At 65.8% G+C, this 14,400-nt stretch carries 14 protein-coding genes; 12 read left to right on the top strand and 2 right to left on the bottom strand.

What is annotated here, in order from left to right; all coding sequences use genetic code 11:
* The first annotated feature begins 72 nt into the window (after positions 1-72).
* The 8 genes from lgt to ychF all read left to right on the top strand — a co-directional run bounded on the left by lgt (position 73) and on the right by ychF (position 6,988).
* Positions 73-999: a prolipoprotein diacylglyceryl transferase gene (gene lgt, locus E5162_RS00380; protein ID WP_135942980.1), complete on the top strand. Its 927-nt coding sequence runs from the start codon at positions 73-75 to the stop codon at positions 997-999.
* Positions 996-2,120 carry a class I SAM-dependent methyltransferase gene (locus E5162_RS00375; protein WP_135942979.1) on the top strand — a complete coding sequence of 375 codons (1,125 nt, stop codon included), beginning with the start codon at positions 996-998 and terminating at the stop codon, positions 2,118-2,120. The genes lgt and E5162_RS00375 overlap by 4 nt, the downstream gene beginning before the upstream one ends.
* 99 nt (positions 2,121-2,219) lie before the next feature.
* Entirely contained in the window at positions 2,220-3,152 is a 933-nt protein-coding gene (locus E5162_RS00370) for a ribose-phosphate pyrophosphokinase (protein ID WP_135942978.1), read from the top strand.
* A 112-nt stretch (positions 3,153-3,264) separates the two neighbouring features.
* Complete coding sequence (locus E5162_RS00365; RefSeq protein WP_135944096.1) at positions 3,265-3,597, top strand: EF-hand domain-containing protein; 333 nt, start codon at positions 3,265-3,267, stop codon at positions 3,595-3,597.
* Between the two features lie 217 nt (positions 3,598-3,814).
* Positions 3,815-4,495: a 50S ribosomal protein L25/general stress protein Ctc gene (locus tag E5162_RS00360; protein WP_135942977.1), complete on the top strand. Its 681-nt coding sequence runs from the start codon at positions 3,815-3,817 to the stop codon at positions 4,493-4,495.
* A 93-nt stretch (positions 4,496-4,588) separates the two neighbouring features.
* A complete protein-coding gene (gene pth, locus E5162_RS00355; RefSeq protein ID WP_135942976.1) occupies positions 4,589-5,191 on the top strand; it encodes an aminoacyl-tRNA hydrolase in 603 nt (200 codons plus the stop codon).
* A gap of 172 nt (positions 5,192-5,363) precedes the next feature.
* Positions 5,364-5,651 carry an EF-hand domain-containing protein gene (locus E5162_RS00350; RefSeq protein WP_135942975.1) on the top strand — a complete coding sequence of 96 codons (288 nt, stop codon included), beginning with the start codon at positions 5,364-5,366 and terminating at the stop codon, positions 5,649-5,651.
* Between the two features lie 239 nt (positions 5,652-5,890).
* The gene (ychF, locus tag E5162_RS00345) at positions 5,891-6,988 is read left to right on the top strand and encodes a redox-regulated ATPase YchF (RefSeq protein ID WP_135942974.1); all 1,098 of its coding nucleotides are present in this window, start codon (positions 5,891-5,893) and stop codon (positions 6,986-6,988) included.
* Between the two features lie 26 nt (positions 6,989-7,014).
* Here ychF and E5162_RS00340 read toward each other — a convergent pair whose 3' ends face one another.
* A complete protein-coding gene (locus E5162_RS00340) occupies positions 7,015-7,896 on the bottom strand; it encodes a formate/nitrite transporter family protein (protein WP_135942973.1) in 882 nt (293 codons plus the stop codon).
* A gap of 255 nt (positions 7,897-8,151) precedes the next feature.
* On the opposite strand from E5162_RS00340, the gene E5162_RS00335 reads away from it, so the two are divergent.
* The gene (locus tag E5162_RS00335) at positions 8,152-9,033 is read left to right on the top strand and encodes an enoyl-CoA hydratase-related protein (RefSeq protein ID WP_135942972.1); all 882 of its coding nucleotides are present in this window, start codon (positions 8,152-8,154) and stop codon (positions 9,031-9,033) included.
* Positions 9,030-10,325 (top strand): MFS transporter, encoded by a 1,296-nt coding sequence (locus E5162_RS00330; protein WP_233342042.1) that lies wholly within the window; start codon positions 9,030-9,032, stop codon positions 10,323-10,325. The genes E5162_RS00335 and E5162_RS00330 overlap by 4 nt, the downstream gene beginning before the upstream one ends.
* Before the next feature lie 31 nt (positions 10,326-10,356).
* Here the strand turns inward: E5162_RS00330 and E5162_RS00325 are convergent, their stop codons facing one another.
* Complete coding sequence (locus E5162_RS00325; RefSeq protein ID WP_135942971.1) at positions 10,357-11,256, bottom strand: 23S rRNA (adenine(2030)-N(6))-methyltransferase RlmJ; 900 nt, start codon at positions 11,254-11,256, stop codon at positions 10,357-10,359.
* A 301-nt stretch (positions 11,257-11,557) separates the two neighbouring features.
* Between E5162_RS00325 and E5162_RS00320 the strand changes: the two genes are divergently transcribed.
* Positions 11,558-13,078 (top strand): S10 family peptidase, encoded by a 1,521-nt coding sequence (locus E5162_RS00320; RefSeq protein ID WP_233342041.1) that lies wholly within the window; start codon positions 11,558-11,560, stop codon positions 13,076-13,078.
* Positions 13,079-13,217: 139 nt separating this feature from the next.
* Positions 13,218-14,396, top strand: coding sequence for an MFS transporter (locus E5162_RS00315; RefSeq protein WP_135942970.1), 1,179 nt, complete (start codon positions 13,218-13,220; stop codon positions 14,394-14,396).
* Positions 14,397-14,400: the final 4 nt, after the last annotated feature.

The following is a 14,400-nucleotide window of genomic DNA, read 5'->3' as shown; positions in this document are numbered from 1 at the left end:
ATCCGCGTCGTCGTACACAGTTACCGCCCCGGCAATCCTGGCTCCGGGGCGCATGGTTTGGGAGCCCCGCTCATGCTGGCCCGCTGCATTCCGACCCTCGCCCTGGACCCGGTGCTGGTCGAAATCCCCTTCCCGTTCTTCGGCCTCGAAGGCCTGCCCATACGGTGGTACGCGCTCGCCTACATTGCCGGGCTGTTCTTCGGCCTCTGGTACGTGAACCAGCTGGTGCGCCGCCCGCGCCTGTGGACCACACACCCCAAGCCGGTCGCGGCTCCGATGAGCCGGGCCTTCGTCGACGATCTGCTGCTGTGGATCATGGTCGGCGTGATTGCCGGCGGGCGGATCGGCTATGTGCTGTTCTACCAGACTGCGGCGATCTGGGAGCGTCCGCTGTGGATCGCTACGGGCATCACCGAAGGCGGGATGAGCTTTCATGGCGGCCTGATCGGCGTGGCGCTGGCGATTTTCTTCACCAGCCGCGCGCACCGCGTAGAGGTGACGCGCACCGCAGATGCGGTGGCGGCGGCCACGCCGGTGGGGCTGCTGCTGGGCCGTCTGGCCAATTTCATCAATGGCGAGCTGTGGGGCCGCGAGGCGCCGGGCCTGCCCTGGGCGATGCGCTTTGCCGGCGATCCCGAGTGCGCGCTGCGTCACCCCAGTCAGCTCTACGAGGCCACGCTGGAAGGCCTGGTTCTGTTCACGGTGATCGCTGTGCTGATCTGGAAGTGGCGGGCGCTGTCGCGTCCCGGGCTGGTGGCTGGCGTCTTCCTGGCCGGGTATGGCCTGTTCCGCGCGCTGGTCGAACTGGTGCGCGAACCCGACACGCATATGCCCGAAGCCCTGCAGGGCTATGTGACGATGGGGATGATCCTGTCCCTGCCGCTTATCCTGGTGGGAGCCGTGCTGATCTGGCGGGCGCTGAAGACACGCCCTGACGACCGGCCCGGCAACCTGGCCGAGACCGCGTCCGAAGCTGCCAAGAGCCGTCAGAACGGATGACCGAGACCGACCTGCCCGAAGCGCGCATTCGTCAACGCCTGATGGACCGGATCGCCAGCGAAGGGGTGATCCCGGTTTCCGCCTTCATGGCCGAGGCCCTGTTCGATCCGGTGGCCGGATTTTACGCCACGAAAGACCCGATCGGGGCCGGCAGCGACTTCATCACCGCCCCGGAAATCAGTCAGATGTTCGGCGAGGTGATCGGATTGTGGCTGGCCCAGGCCTGGATCGACATGGGCTCGCCCGCCCGCGTCCAGCTCATCGAGCTCGGCCCCGGCAAGGGCACGCTGATGCACGACATCCTGCGCACGGCGCGGGTCGTGCCCGGCTTCGTGAATGCGATGGAAGTGACGCTGGTGGAGGCGAGCCCCGCGCTGAAAATGGTGCAGGGCGAGACGCTGGCCGAAAGCCCGGTGCAGATCCGCTGGGCCGACCGCATCGAGCGGGCACCGGCCGGGCCGAGCCTGGTCGTCGGCAACGAGTTCCTGGACTGCCTGCCGATCCGTCAGGCCGTGCGTACGCAAGGCCTCTGGCGCGAGCGCTGTGTCGGCTTGCATCCCGAGGACAAGAGCCGGCTCGCCTTCGTGCCGGGCCCTCAGCTCGCCGACGCCGACCTGGAGCTGATCGCGCCCGCGCTGCGGAGCGGCCCGGACGGCACGCTGGCCGAGCTGCGCCCCGGCGATCACCAGATGGTCGAAGCGCTGGCGGCCCGGTTCACCAATCATCCCGGCCGCGCCCTGTTCATCGACTACGGACCGGACACCAGCGAGGCCGGGGATACGCTGCAGGCGATCCGGGCGCACGAGAAGGTCGATCCGCTGGACCGGCCGGGTACGGCGGACCTCACTGCGCGGGTCGATTTTGAGGTTCTGAGCCAGGCTGCCCGCAGTGCCGGGCTGTCGGTGTATGGCCCGACGCCGCAACGCGATTACCTGGCTGCGCTCGGCATCGCGCAACGTACCAACATGCTGGCGGCCAAGGTGCCGGAGAAGCGCGAAACCCTGCTGCGTCAGCTCGACCGGCTGACGGCGGAGGACGAGATGGGCACGCTGTTCAAGGCGATCTGTCTGTCTTCGGAGGGCTTGCCGCCACCGGCCGGACTTGGTCCGTCCACGGCTTAATGCGCGCATGTGCGCGAGAATCCGCAGCGCTGCCTTTGCGCCCTGCCAAAGCTCTGCTATGAGCCGCGGCAGATGCGGCAAGCGAAGGGATAACCTGCCATGAAGCTCATGTGTGGCAACGCCAACAAGCCTCTGGCCAAGACCATAGCCGATTATCTCGACTCGCCGCTGTCCAATGTCGAGATCGAAACCTTCGCCGACGGCGAACTCTTCTGCCGCATCGACGAGAACATGCGCGGCGAGGACGTTTTCCTCATCCAGCCGACCTCCAAGCCGGCCAACACCCATTTGATGGAATTGCTGATCTGCATCGACGCGCTGTCGCGCGCGAGTGCCCGTCGCATCACCGCGGTCATCCCTTATTTCGGCTATGCGCGCCAAGACCGCAAAACCGGCGGCCGCACGCCCATCACCGCCAAGCTGGTCGCCAACCTGATCGCGCGCGCCGGGGCGGACCGGGTGCTGACGCTCGACCTGCACGCCGGCCAGATCCAGGGCTTCTTCGACATCCCGACCGACAACCTGTTCACCACGCCTGTCTTCGAACAGGATATCCGCAAGCACTATCAGACCGACAACCTGCTGATCGTGTCGCCGGATGTGGGCGGCGTGGTGCGGGCACGCGCGCTGGCCCAGCGCCTGGGCGCGGAAATCGCCATTGTCGACAAGCGCCGGCCGCGCGCCGGAGTGTCGGAAGTGATGAACATCATCGGCGAGGTCGAAGACCGGCGCTGCATCATCTTCGACGACATCATCGATTCGGGCGGCACGCTGTGCAATGCGGCCGCGGCGCTCAAGGACCAGGGCGCGGCCGAAGTTTCCGCCTACATCACGCACGGTGTGCTGTCAGGCAAGGCGGTGGAGCGCATCGAAAGCTCGGTGCTGAAAGAGCTGGTGGTGACGGACTCCATCGATGTGCGCGAGCGCAGCGCCGCCGCGCCGAATATCCGCGTGCTGGGCGTCGCGCCCCTTCTTGGCGAAGCGATCCGGCGGATCGCAAACGAGGAATCGGTCTCCAAACTCTTCGACTAGGCTTCGCGCCTCGCGATTTGCCGGAACGGCTGTCCGCCTCACACGTTGATCGGGGCACAGCCATCCGCACGATGGTGTGCGGCTGGCAGAAGTCGAACGAGGAGTCTGATTGATGAAACGTCTGACCATTATCGCCACCTCCGCCACGCTGGGTCTTGCCGGCACCGCCGCCCACGCCGACCACCACATGAGCGGCGACGAGCACGGCGCGTCCAGTGACGCCGCAGCCATGTTCGAATCCCACCTGCAGCAGGCCTTCCAGGCCATCGATACCGATGGCAACGGTTCCATCTCGCAACAAGAATGGGGCAACTGGCAGGCCGATGACGGCTTTTATGCCGAGCGCTTCGACGAGTTCGACACCGATGATGACGACGGCGTCGACTGGGACGAATATCACGGCGCAGTCACCGCGATGTACGACACATCCAGCCTCGACCAGTAGGCTTCAAGCGTATAGACATGGCCTTGAAGAACCGGCGCGCCTGCTTCGCGCCGGTTTTTCACATGCCAGCCCGGTTGCGCGTGTTCGCGGGATCGGCTATTAGCCGCCGCTCGAAACGCGACGGGACAGGCCCGGCGCGCAACCGAAAGCCGCGGCACGTCCTTCCGGCGGGACCGCGGCATTCGCGTTTGAGATCGTATGTATAAGGACCGGACCGATGAGCGATATCGTTCTCTCCGTTGAAGTGCGCGAGCGCACCGGCAAAGGCGGCGCCCGCGAGTCGCGGCGCCAGGGCCGTGTGCCCGCGGTTCTCTATGGCGGGGGCCAGGACCCGGTCGCGATCAGCCTGAAGGCCAATGAAGTGGTCAAGGCGATCAAGTCCGGCAAATTCCTGTCCAACATGATCGAGATCGATCATGACGGCAAAAAGCAGTCCGTGCTGACGCGCGACGTGCAATTCCACCCGGTTCGCGACGAAGCGGTGCACATCGACTTCTACCGCGTGAACGAACACTCGATGATCACGGTCGAGGTACCGGTCCACTTCCTGAACGAAGAGAAGTCTCCGGGTCTGGACCAGGGCGGCGTGCTCAACGTGGTGCGTCACACTATCGAGATCGATTGCCCGGCCGGGCGTATCCCGGACGCGATCGAGGTCGATCTGTCCGGCTACGAGATCGGCGACTCGGTGCACATCTCCTCGGTCAAGCTGCCCGAGAAGGTCAAATCGTCGATCACCGACCGTGACTTCACGATTGCCACCATCCAGTCGTCGCGCGCGCTCGTCGAGGAGGAAGCTCCCGACGAAGACATCGAGACCGAAGTCATCGAACAGTCCGACGACAGCGTCATGGAAGACGATGCCGAGGACGAAGCCAAGAAAGGCGACGACGAGTAAGTCGCGCCTCAATCGGGCTAGAGATAAAAGGGGCGGCCTGTTGCGAATTTCGCCGGCCGCCCTTTTTCTGTTTGGAAACCGGAGGCGTGAGCCATGCTGCTGATCGTTGGCCTGGGCAATCCGGGCGGGAAGTATGCGTTCAACCGGCATAATGCCGGCTTCCTGGTGCTCGAAGCCATCGCCCAGGATCACGGTTTCGGACCGTGGCGCGAAAAATTCCAGGGCCATCTCGCCGAGGGCCAGATCCAGACATCATCCGGTCCGAAGAAGGCGCTGCTGCTGCGCCCGCAGACCTATTACAACGAGTCCGGCCTGTCGGTGCGCGCGGCGGCCGAGTTCTACAAGATCGCGCCGGAGGACATTGTCGTCTTCCACGACGAGATCGATCTTGCGCCCGGCAAGTTCCGCTTCAAGACCGGCGGCGGCCATGGCGGCAATAACGGGATGCGCTCCATCCTGGCCCATGTCGGACCGGGGGTGAAGCGCGGGCGGATCGGGATCGGTCACCCGGGTCACAAGGACAAGGTCACCGGCCATGTCCTGTCCGATTTTTCCAAGGCCGAGGCCGAGGAGTGGTTCGGCCCGATGCTGGATGCCATCACGCGCGCCCTGCCGCTGCTGGCGGAGGGACAGGAAGATGCCTTCCAGACCAAGGTGACCCATCTTGCTCCGGCCCCCGGCGGCGACGCGGACTGAGCCTGCGCTGCAGCGTCGCAAGTGTCGCCAGGCCGTGTGCCACGATCGGGCCGCATCCTGCCTTGAAATGACCCCGAAATGGTCATCGGCCCAGCGGGATCGCACATCACATTCGGAGCGTTGAGAGGGCGTCCGGTAACGACAGCCGGACGACCATATCGGAGAGTGAACGATGAAAACCCTGATTGCCGTTTCTGCCACCGCCCTGCTGGGCACCGCTGCGGCCATGGCTCAGGCCCCGGAGTTCGCCGAGGTCGACGCCGACGCCAATGGCGAAGTCACCCTCGCCGAGCTGCAGGAAATCGCCCCTGACGCAACGCAGGACGATATCGACTCCTACGACATCGACGATAGCGGCACGCTGAGCGACAACGAATTCGTCGCTTGGTCCGTGAGCTATGATGTCGATGCCGAGGCGGAAAGCGACGTCGACGAACCGATGGCGCCGCAAAACCGCTAGACATCGCATTCGGGACCCTTCCCCTCCCCCGGCAGCGGTCCCGACAGGAAAGCCCGAGCCTTCATCTGCTCCTCCCCCGAGTCCCTTGCGGCTCGGGCTTTTCGTTTTGGGGCCCCTCCTGAAACCTCGAGGCCAGGCCTGGGCATGTCCCTGCTGAGGCCCGCACAGGCAATGCCCTTCCCTTACCGGGCCCGGTTGGCCTATACGGCGCGCCTGAGCCAAGCTAGGAGACGCGCGTCATGGGCTTTAAATGCGGCATTGTCGGACTGCCGAACGTGGGCAAGTCGACGCTGTTCAATGCGCTGACGCAGACGGCGGCGGCGCAGGCGGCCAACTATCCCTTCTGCACCATCGAGCCGAATGTCGGCGAGGTCGCCGTGCCCGAACCGCGCCTGTTCAAGCTGGCCGAAATTGCCGGGTCGGCGAACATCATTCCGGCGCGCATGAGCTTCGTCGACATTGCCGGACTGGTCAAAGGCGCCAGCCAGGGTGAAGGCCTGGGCAACCAGTTCCTGGCCAATATCCGCGAGGTCGACGCGGTCGTGTACGTGCTGCGCTGCTTCGAGGACGAGGACGTGACCCACGTCTCCGGCAAGGTCGACCCGCTCGACGATTTCGAGACGGTCGAGACCGAGCTGATGCTGGCCGACATGGAGAGCCTGGAAAAGCGCCGCGCCAACGCGGAGAAGAAAGCCAAATCCGGCGACAAGGACGCCAAGGCCCAGATCGGCCTGATCGACCTGGCGCTGGAGCAGTTGCAGGACGGGCGTCCGGCGCGCCATGCCGAAGTGCCCAAGGACGAGCGGCGCGAATGGCGCATGCTGCAGCTTCTCACCTCCAAGCCGGTACTGTTCGTGGCCAATGTCGACGAGGAGAGCGCGGCGGACGGCAATGCCTATTCGCGCCAGGTCCAGGAGCGCGCCGCGCAAGAGGGCGCGGCCTGCGTCGTCATCAGCGCCAAGATCGAGGCCGAGCTGGCGCTGCTGGATGCCGGAGAGCGCGAGGAATACCTGGAGAGCCTGGGCCTTGAAGAGCCGGGCCTGAACCGCCTGATCCATACCGGCTACGAGCTGCTGGACCTGCAGACCTATTTCACCGCCGGTCCCAAGGAAGCGCGCGCCTGGACCATCCGCAAGGGCTGGAGCGCGCCCAGGGCCGCCGGGGTTATCCATGGCGACTTTGAAAAAGGCTTCATCCGCGCCGAGACCATCGCGTTCGACGACTACATCGCCCAGGGCGGCGAGAGCGGCGCGCGCGAAGCCGGCAAGCTGCGCCAGGAAGGCAAGGAGTACATCGTCCAGGACGGCGATGTGATGATGTTCAAGTTCAACGTCTAGGACGTTCGCGTCCTAGCCTCCCCGCCCTAGATCATCTCGTCGCGCAGGCCGGTGCGCACCTCGTCGCGAATCTGCGCGTAGGCGAGCATGGCAAACAGAGCCGCGCCGCCGATCACATTGCCCAGAAGGGCGGGCAGGATGAACCCGACCGTCGCTTTGAGAAGGGTGATGTGGCCGTCCATGAGCAGGGTGAACGCCTCCGTCGCGCCGACCACGACGTGGGTGAAGCCACCCAGCACCAGAACGTAGATCACGCTTGAAATCAGCAGAAACTCGCTGCCCTTCGCGCTCGGCATCATCCAGACAAGCGCCGCGATGAGGAACCCGGCCGGTACCGCACGGGCAAAGACCGTGAGCCAGGGCTGCACCACGGCGTGTTCGGACACCCTGACGAGCGCATCGAAGATTCCCGGCTCCAGCATCGGCGTGAAGTTGAACACCGCCGCTGCGCCGAGCGCGCCGGCAATGTTGGCCGCAAAAACAATGGCCCACAGCCGGCCGACGCGGATCCAGTTGTCCTTCGAAAAGGCGGCGGCCAGCGGGAAGACGGCGGCGATGGTGTTCTCGGTAAAGAGCTGGAGCCGTCCGAAGATCACGATGAGAAAGCCGATCACATAGCCGATCGGGACCAGGAGCCGGGTCGGGGCACTGTCCGGCAAGGCGGCGGTGAACATCGCCGCCCCGGCCGCCGAGAGTGCCAGGGCCATGCCGGCCGCGACACCCGACCACCAGAGCGAGCTCGCCGGGCGGCGCAATTCCTCGGCGCCTTCGCGCCGCACGATCTCGAAAATGGCGAGCGCGCCGAGGCGCAGCCGCTCTTCCACTTCGCGCTCGGCCTTGCGTCCTTCCACGGTACTGCCTTCGGCAGCGTCCTGTTCTCGCTTCTTCGGACTGTCGTTGTCGGTCATGGAGGCTCCCGTGGAAACAGGCAGGACTGTCGCGTCGCCTGCACGACCACATACCCTACCCAGATTGAGCCATAACGCACATAGGCCGCAAAAGGTTGTTGGCCATGCCCTGGCGATGACAGTGCCCGCCGCGGCGGACACGATTGGCAGCTCGAGGCATGTGTTTGATTGCAATGGGAGGTCGGAGCCGGTCTACTTGCGCACAAGGTCCGGTAATGAAAGGACCGCCGAACGATAGCTTCCGGGGGGAAGACGATGAGCAAGCCGGCCTTTTCCACGATCGCGATGGAGGTCAGCGACCAGATCGCGACCATCACGTTGAACCGCCCGGACGCGATGAACGCCTACACCCCGCACATGTGCACCGAGCTATGCGACGCCTTCGACCGGACCGATGCCGATCCCGACGTGCGCGCCGTCATCGTGACCGGAGCCGGGCGCGCATTCTGCGCCGGCGCCGACCTCAGCGCGGGCGCGGAGACGTTCAACGCCGTCGCGCACGCCGAAGAGGCGGGTGAATTCGACGAGACCGATCCGCGCTGGCGCGACACGGGCGGCATTCTCAACCTGCGCATCTGGAACAGCGAGAAACCGGTGATCGCGGCCATCAACGGCGCGGCGGTCGGCATCGGCGCAACCATGATCCTTCCCATGGATGTGCGCATCGGCGTGCCGGGCGCGAAGATGGCCTATCCCTTCGTGCGCCGGGGCATTGCCTGGGACGGGTGCGCAAGCTGGTTCCTGCCGCGCGTCGTCGGCATCGAAACCGCGCTGGACTGGTCCTTGAGCGGGCGCACCTTCCTGTCCGACGAAGCGCACCAGCGCGGGCTGATCGGCACCCTGGTCGAGCCTGACCTCCTGATGGAGACCGCGCGTGAGCGCGCGCGTCAGTTTATCGACAATGTCGCGCCGGTCTCGGTGTCCATGATGCGCCACATGACCTGGCGCATGCTCGGGGCCAGCCACCCGATGGAAGCGCACCGCCAGGAAACGCGCGCCATCCTGCGGCGCGGCATGAGCGCGGACGCCCAGGAGGGCGTGATGTCTTTCCTCGAAAAACGCTCACCGGCCTTCCCCGGCCAGGTGCCGGACGATTATCCGCCGGGGTGGCCCTATGACAGCGAGCCGGATTATTGAGTCTGCCCCCTTCCACTAACACACGCCTGAACGCACCAGACCCCAAACGCCCGACGCTCCGCGTAGCCGAGCTGATTGCAATGGTCGGGGCGTTGATGGGGCTGAACGCACTGTCGATCGACGTGCTGCTGCCTGCCCTGCCGGAGATCGGGCAGGCGCTGGGCGCGCCGGGCAATGATCGCCAGCTGGTCATCACCGCCTATGTGTTCGGCTTCGGCATCGCCCAGCTCGCCTTCGGGCCGATCGCGGACTCCATCGGCCGGCGCAGCACGCTGATGTGGGCGCTCGTCGGATATGTGATCGCCACCGCGCTGTGCATGATCGCGCCGAGCTTTGCCATCCTGCTGGCCGCCCGTGCGCTGCAGGGCGCTGCTGCCGCGGCAACCCGCGTCGTGGCCATGGCGGTGGTGCGCGATCTGGTGTCCGGGCGGCGCATGGCCGAAATCATGAGCTTTGCCATGACGGTCTTCATGGCCGCACCGATCCTGGCGCCGGGACTGGGCCAGCTCATCCTGCTGGCCGGGAACTGGCAGGCCATCTTCCTGGTGCTGCTGCTGGGCAGCGCGATCCTGCTGGTCTGGATGGGACGGCGCCTGCCCGAAACGCTCAACCCGGAGGACGCGATCGCGGTCCGTCTCGGTCCGGCATTGCGCAATTACCTGCTCGCCGCCAGCAACCGCATGTCGCTGGGATACATGATCGCCAGCTCGCTCATCTTCGGTGCGCTCTTTGCCTTCATCGCCACGTCAGAACAGATCATCGCCGGCATATATGGGCTGGACGCCTGGTTCGGTGTGGCCTTCGGCGGCATCGCGCTCGGCCTGGCGGCGGTGACCATGACCAATGCGCGCATCGTGCGCCGCTTCGGCATGCGCAAGATCTCCCATGCCGCCCTGATCGGCTTCATCGTGGTGAACGGCGCGCACGCGCTGATCTCGCTCGCCGGGCCGGTGCCGTTCTGGCTCTACTACATCCTGCTGGGCAGCGGCATGCTGACCTTCGGCCTGATCGGCGCGAATTTTTCGGCACTGGTCATGGAGCCGGCCGGCCGGCGGGCCGGAACGGCGGCCGCCCTCTACGGCGCGGCGACCTCCATTTCGGGCGCGGTGCTGGGCTCGCTCATCGGGCAGACCTTCGACGGGACGGTGACGCCCGTGCTGCTCGGCATGGTCGGGCTGGGGGCGAGCTGTCTGGTCGTGGTCCTGGTGACCGAGCGCGGCAAGCTGTTCGGAGCCACCCCTGACGAAGACGAAGACGAGGACGGACAGGATGCCGGCGTCCGGCAGGGATAGCAGCCGGGAGCCCGGCCCAGAACTCGGCGCGCTAGAACTCGTCGACGGCCAGGCTGTCCTCGGTGATGCCGCCATCCAGGCGCCAGCCCGCATCCTCGTCGCGGGCAAACAGGTCGCACAGCCAGGGCAGGACAAAGAGCAGATCCTCCTCCAGCGTGAAGGGCGGGTTGACCACGAACACGCCGGCGCCGGAGAGCTTGCCCTCGCTGGCCGGATCGCGCACCCAGAGGTCCGCGCGCAGGATCTTCTCCGGCTGCAGACCCTGCTCGGCGAGCAGCCACTCGGCGAGGCCCACATCGAAGCGCTCGGCGGCCCACATGTCCTTCAGCGGGCGCCAGAAGATATAGGTTCCGGTGTCGAAGCGGGGGATGGCGTCGACCACCGCCTCGGCCATGTGCGCCATCTCGTCACGATGCTCGAAGGGTGGATCGACCAGCACCAGGCCGCGCTTCTCCTTCGGTGGAAGCAGGCTTTTCAGCGCGCGATAGCCGTCGCGCTTTTCCACCTTCACCCGGCGGTCGGTCGCAAACAGACGGTCCAGCGTCACAGAATCCGCCTCGTGCAGCTCGCACAGGTGCAGCCGGTCGCTGCGCCCCATCATGTGCGCGGCAATCGCCGGCGAGCCGGGATAGGAGGTCAGCTCGCCCGTGCCCCCATTCAGCGCCCTGACCGTATCGAGATACGGCTTGAGGACGCGGTCGACCTCTTCGGGGCGCTCCGCCGCGAGCAGGCGGGCGATCCCGTCGCGCCATTCCGGGCTGCGCTGGGCCTCGCTGCCGGACAGGTCGTAACGGCCGATCCCGGCATGGGTGTCGATATAGGCAAACGGCTTGTTCGCCTTCTTGCCCAGATGCGCGAGACAGAGAGTCAACACGGCGTGCTTGAGCACGTCGGCGAAATTTCCCGCGTGGAAAGCGTGTCGGTAATTCATGGCTCTCCCATACAAGCCGGACCGCGAACCGCCAAGCCGGGCGCGACATGAAGACATGGTAATCTGTGCGTGCTGGCCCCGTCCCGGCGCGCCCTGTATGGTTTCAAGTGATTGATCCATCGGGAGGGGGAGCGGCGGCCTTGCCCGCATGGCAGCTCGCAGATTGCGACTGCCGGGACATGCGGGACGCATCACCAAGCCCTTTGGCGATCCAGTCACGGAGCCGCGCCAGACACGGTCTGAGCGCGGAGTTCGGCTTTTCCAAGCGGAAAATCGGACATCATAATCGGGGAGTTACCTTATGAAACACATGATCGGGGCCGCATTGTCCGCGGTTCTCCTTGCCGGCGGCATCGCCACCGCGCAGGACGACACGTCCGCCACCGCCAATGCGGACATTCCAGAGGCGCAGTCCTGGGAAAGCACCGGCGAGGTGAATGTGCAGGGCGAGCGCGTGCGCTACCGCGTCGTGGCCGGCGAGACCTATCTGGAAGACGAAGAGGGGACACCGACCGGGTCCATCTTCTCCACCAGCTATTTCCGCGATGGCAATTTCGACCCGCGCGAGCGCCCGGTGGCATTCATCTTCAACGGCGGGCCGGGCTCGGCCTCGCTCTGGCTGCACATGGGCGTGTTCGGCCCGCAGCGCGTCGTTCTGCCCTCCGAGGGCGGCGATGACGGCGCGGCCCCCTTCGACGTGCGCGACAACCCCGAAAGCCTGATCGGCGTCGCCGACATGGTCTTCATCGATCCGGTCGGCACCGGCTGGAGCCGGGCGCTGGGCGACACCGACCCGAAAGAGGAATTCTGGGGCGTGGAAGAGGACGCGGCCTCGGTCGCGGCCTTCATCCGCCGCTGGCTGACCGAGCACCGACGCTGGAACTCGCCGAAATTCATCCTCGGCGAAAGCTATGGCACCACGCGCGCCGGCGCCCTGATGGGCCAGCTGGAAGCGGGCTGGAACGACGTGTCGATCAACGGCATCGTGCTGATCTCCACCGTGCTCGACTTCAAGATGGATGCGACCGACAACGGCAACGATATCGGCTTTGTCGGCATCATGCCGGGCTATGCCGCGACGGCGTGGCACCATAACCGGGTCGACCGCAGCGCGTGGAATAACGACCGCGAGGCCTTCCTGAACGAGGCACGCGATTTCGCCAGCGACGTCTACCTGCCGGCCCTGACGCGGGGCAATAATATCGACCCGCAGCGCAAGGACGAGGTGATTGCCCGCCTGTCCGATTTCATCGGCCTGTCGGAGGATTATATCCGCCGCGCGAACATGCGCGTCACCCTGTCCAACTTCCGCGTCGAACTGCTGCGCGACCAGGGCGTCTCGGTGGGCCGCTTCGACAGCCGCTTTACCGGCATGGAACCGGACGCCATCTCCGACCGTCCCGAAGGCGATCCGTCCGGCTATGGCATTGACGGGGCCTACACCGCGGCGATGCTGGACTATTACACCCGCGAGCTCGGCGTCGACATCCAGCGCCCCTACACCACGCTCGGCGGCGTGCGCGACTGGAACTGGGACGCAGGCCAGGGCGGCGGACGCAACTCCTACGTCAATGTCTCGCCCTGGCTTGAGCGGGCCATGCGCCAGAACCAGGACCTGCACGTGCTGGCCCTGAACGGTCTGTACGACCTGGCGACGCCTTTCTACGCCACCGAACTGACCCTGCAGCGTCCCGGCTATTCCGATCCGTCCCGGATCGAGCTGGAATACTATGACGCCGGCCACATGATGTATCTGCACCAGCCCTCCATCGAAACGATGGGCGAAGATGTGCGCAGCTTCATCCAGGCCCATGACGGCTAGGTCCAGCGCCTTTGCCTGAACGCGAAAGCCCCGGTCCAGCGCGGACCGGGGCTTTTTCGTGCGTTGACGCGACGCACGCTGAGCAGACACCTTCTCACGCCACGGCGAACCCGATCCGGGGTCTGTCCGTTATTAGGGCATGACGCCTTTCCGGACGCTCTCGGCAGCCGGCTTCGCGGCGACGGCCATCACCTACGGGCCGGCGAGAATGGGCTTTGGCCTGTTCCTGCCGCAGTTCAAGCCGGCATTCTCGATGTCGACCGGGACAGCGGGCCTGATCTCAAGCCTCGGCTTCCTCTGCTTCGTTCTCGCGCTCTTGGTTTCCCAGTTTATGACGTCGCAGCGCGGAGCCCGCCTGCCGGTCATCTGCGGCCTGATCGCGGCCACCGCCGGGCTGGCGATCATCGCGGCCGCGCCAAACCTGCCAGTGCTGTGCCTCGGCGTCATTCTCGCAATGTCGAGCGCCGGCCTTTCATGGACGCCGTTCAACGCCGCCGTTCATTGCAGCCTGGACGATGCGACGCGGCCGGCCGCGCTGTCCTTGATCAGCACCGGCACGAGTGTGGGTATCGTTGTGGCCGGAGCCTCTGCGCTGCTCCTGAGCGCCAGCGGGATTTCGTGGCGGCTCTGCTGGGCGGCGTTCGCACTCGCCAGTGCCGGCGCACTTCTCGCCAACTGGGCCGCGCTGCGCAGCGCCGGGACCACCGCCCGCGCACAAGACCCGCCCCGAAGCATCCGCGACCTCGTTCAGCCCGTCATTCTGCCGCTCCTGGGCACCGGACTGTGTTTCGGGACGACGTCGGCCATCTACATCACCTTTGCCGCGGACCGGATTGCCGGGGCCGAAGGCAGCGCGGGTCTTCCTGCCGGGATGGCCGCCGGCCTGATCTTCGTTGTGTACGGCGTGTGCGGACTGGCCGGCCTCTTCACGGGCCGCGTCAAGCGGCTGATCAATCTGGCCTGGTTGCTGCGCGGTCTCATGGGGATATCGGCGCTTTCTCTCGCGCTGATAGCGCTGGCCCCGGCAAGCTGGGTTGCGATCGTGCTCTCGGCCGGGCTTCAAGGCGTGTTCGTGATGATGACGAGCGCCGTTCTGGCCTTCTGGTGCGAGCGGCTCTTCCCGTCCCTGCCCTCCGTCAGCTTCACGCTCGCCTTGCTTGTCGCGGGCACCGGCAGCGTCATCGGACCGGCCGTTGCTGGATTTATCTCCGACGCGCTGGGATGGATACCCATGTTCCTCGGCGCGGCAGCATTGCCGGGCGCCGCAGCGTTCGCGATCCAGCCAGGATTCCTCCAGGAACGTCCCGCGCCCGCCTGACCCG

This window comes from Marinicauda pacifica (genome assembly GCF_004793635.1).
In the GTDB taxonomy this organism is placed as follows: domain Bacteria; phylum Pseudomonadota; class Alphaproteobacteria; order Caulobacterales; family Maricaulaceae; genus Marinicauda; species Marinicauda pacifica.
The sequence above is the reverse complement of the archived record's forward strand: the minus strand, read 5'-3'. Positions and strand labels throughout refer to the sequence as shown.

Coding starts and splice junctions, on each gene's coding strand:
- lgt (WP_135942980.1), top strand. CDS start 73: ATGCTGGCCCGCTGCATTCCGACCCTCGCCCTGGACCCGGTGCTGGTC.
- E5162_RS00375 (WP_135942979.1), top strand. CDS start 996: ATGACCGAGACCGACCTGCCCGAAGCGCGCATTCGTCAACGCCTGATG.
- E5162_RS00370 (WP_135942978.1), top strand. CDS start 2,220: ATGAAGCTCATGTGTGGCAACGCCAACAAGCCTCTGGCCAAGACCATA.
- E5162_RS00365 (WP_135944096.1), top strand. CDS start 3,265: ATGAAACGTCTGACCATTATCGCCACCTCCGCCACGCTGGGTCTTGCC.
- E5162_RS00360 (WP_135942977.1), top strand. CDS start 3,815: ATGAGCGATATCGTTCTCTCCGTTGAAGTGCGCGAGCGCACCGGCAAA.
- pth (WP_135942976.1), top strand. CDS start 4,589: ATGCTGCTGATCGTTGGCCTGGGCAATCCGGGCGGGAAGTATGCGTTC.
- E5162_RS00350 (WP_135942975.1), top strand. CDS start 5,364: ATGAAAACCCTGATTGCCGTTTCTGCCACCGCCCTGCTGGGCACCGCT.
- ychF (WP_135942974.1), top strand. CDS start 5,891: ATGGGCTTTAAATGCGGCATTGTCGGACTGCCGAACGTGGGCAAGTCG.
- E5162_RS00340 (WP_135942973.1), bottom strand. CDS start 7,896: ATGACCGACAACGACAGTCCGAAGAAGCGAGAACAGGACGCTGCCGAA.
- E5162_RS00335 (WP_135942972.1), top strand. CDS start 8,152: ATGAGCAAGCCGGCCTTTTCCACGATCGCGATGGAGGTCAGCGACCAG.
- E5162_RS00325 (WP_135942971.1), bottom strand. CDS start 11,256: ATGAATTACCGACACGCTTTCCACGCGGGAAATTTCGCCGACGTGCTC.
- E5162_RS00320 (WP_233342041.1), top strand. CDS start 11,558: ATGAAACACATGATCGGGGCCGCATTGTCCGCGGTTCTCCTTGCCGGC.
- E5162_RS00315 (WP_135942970.1), top strand. CDS start 13,218: ATGACGCCTTTCCGGACGCTCTCGGCAGCCGGCTTCGCGGCGACGGCC.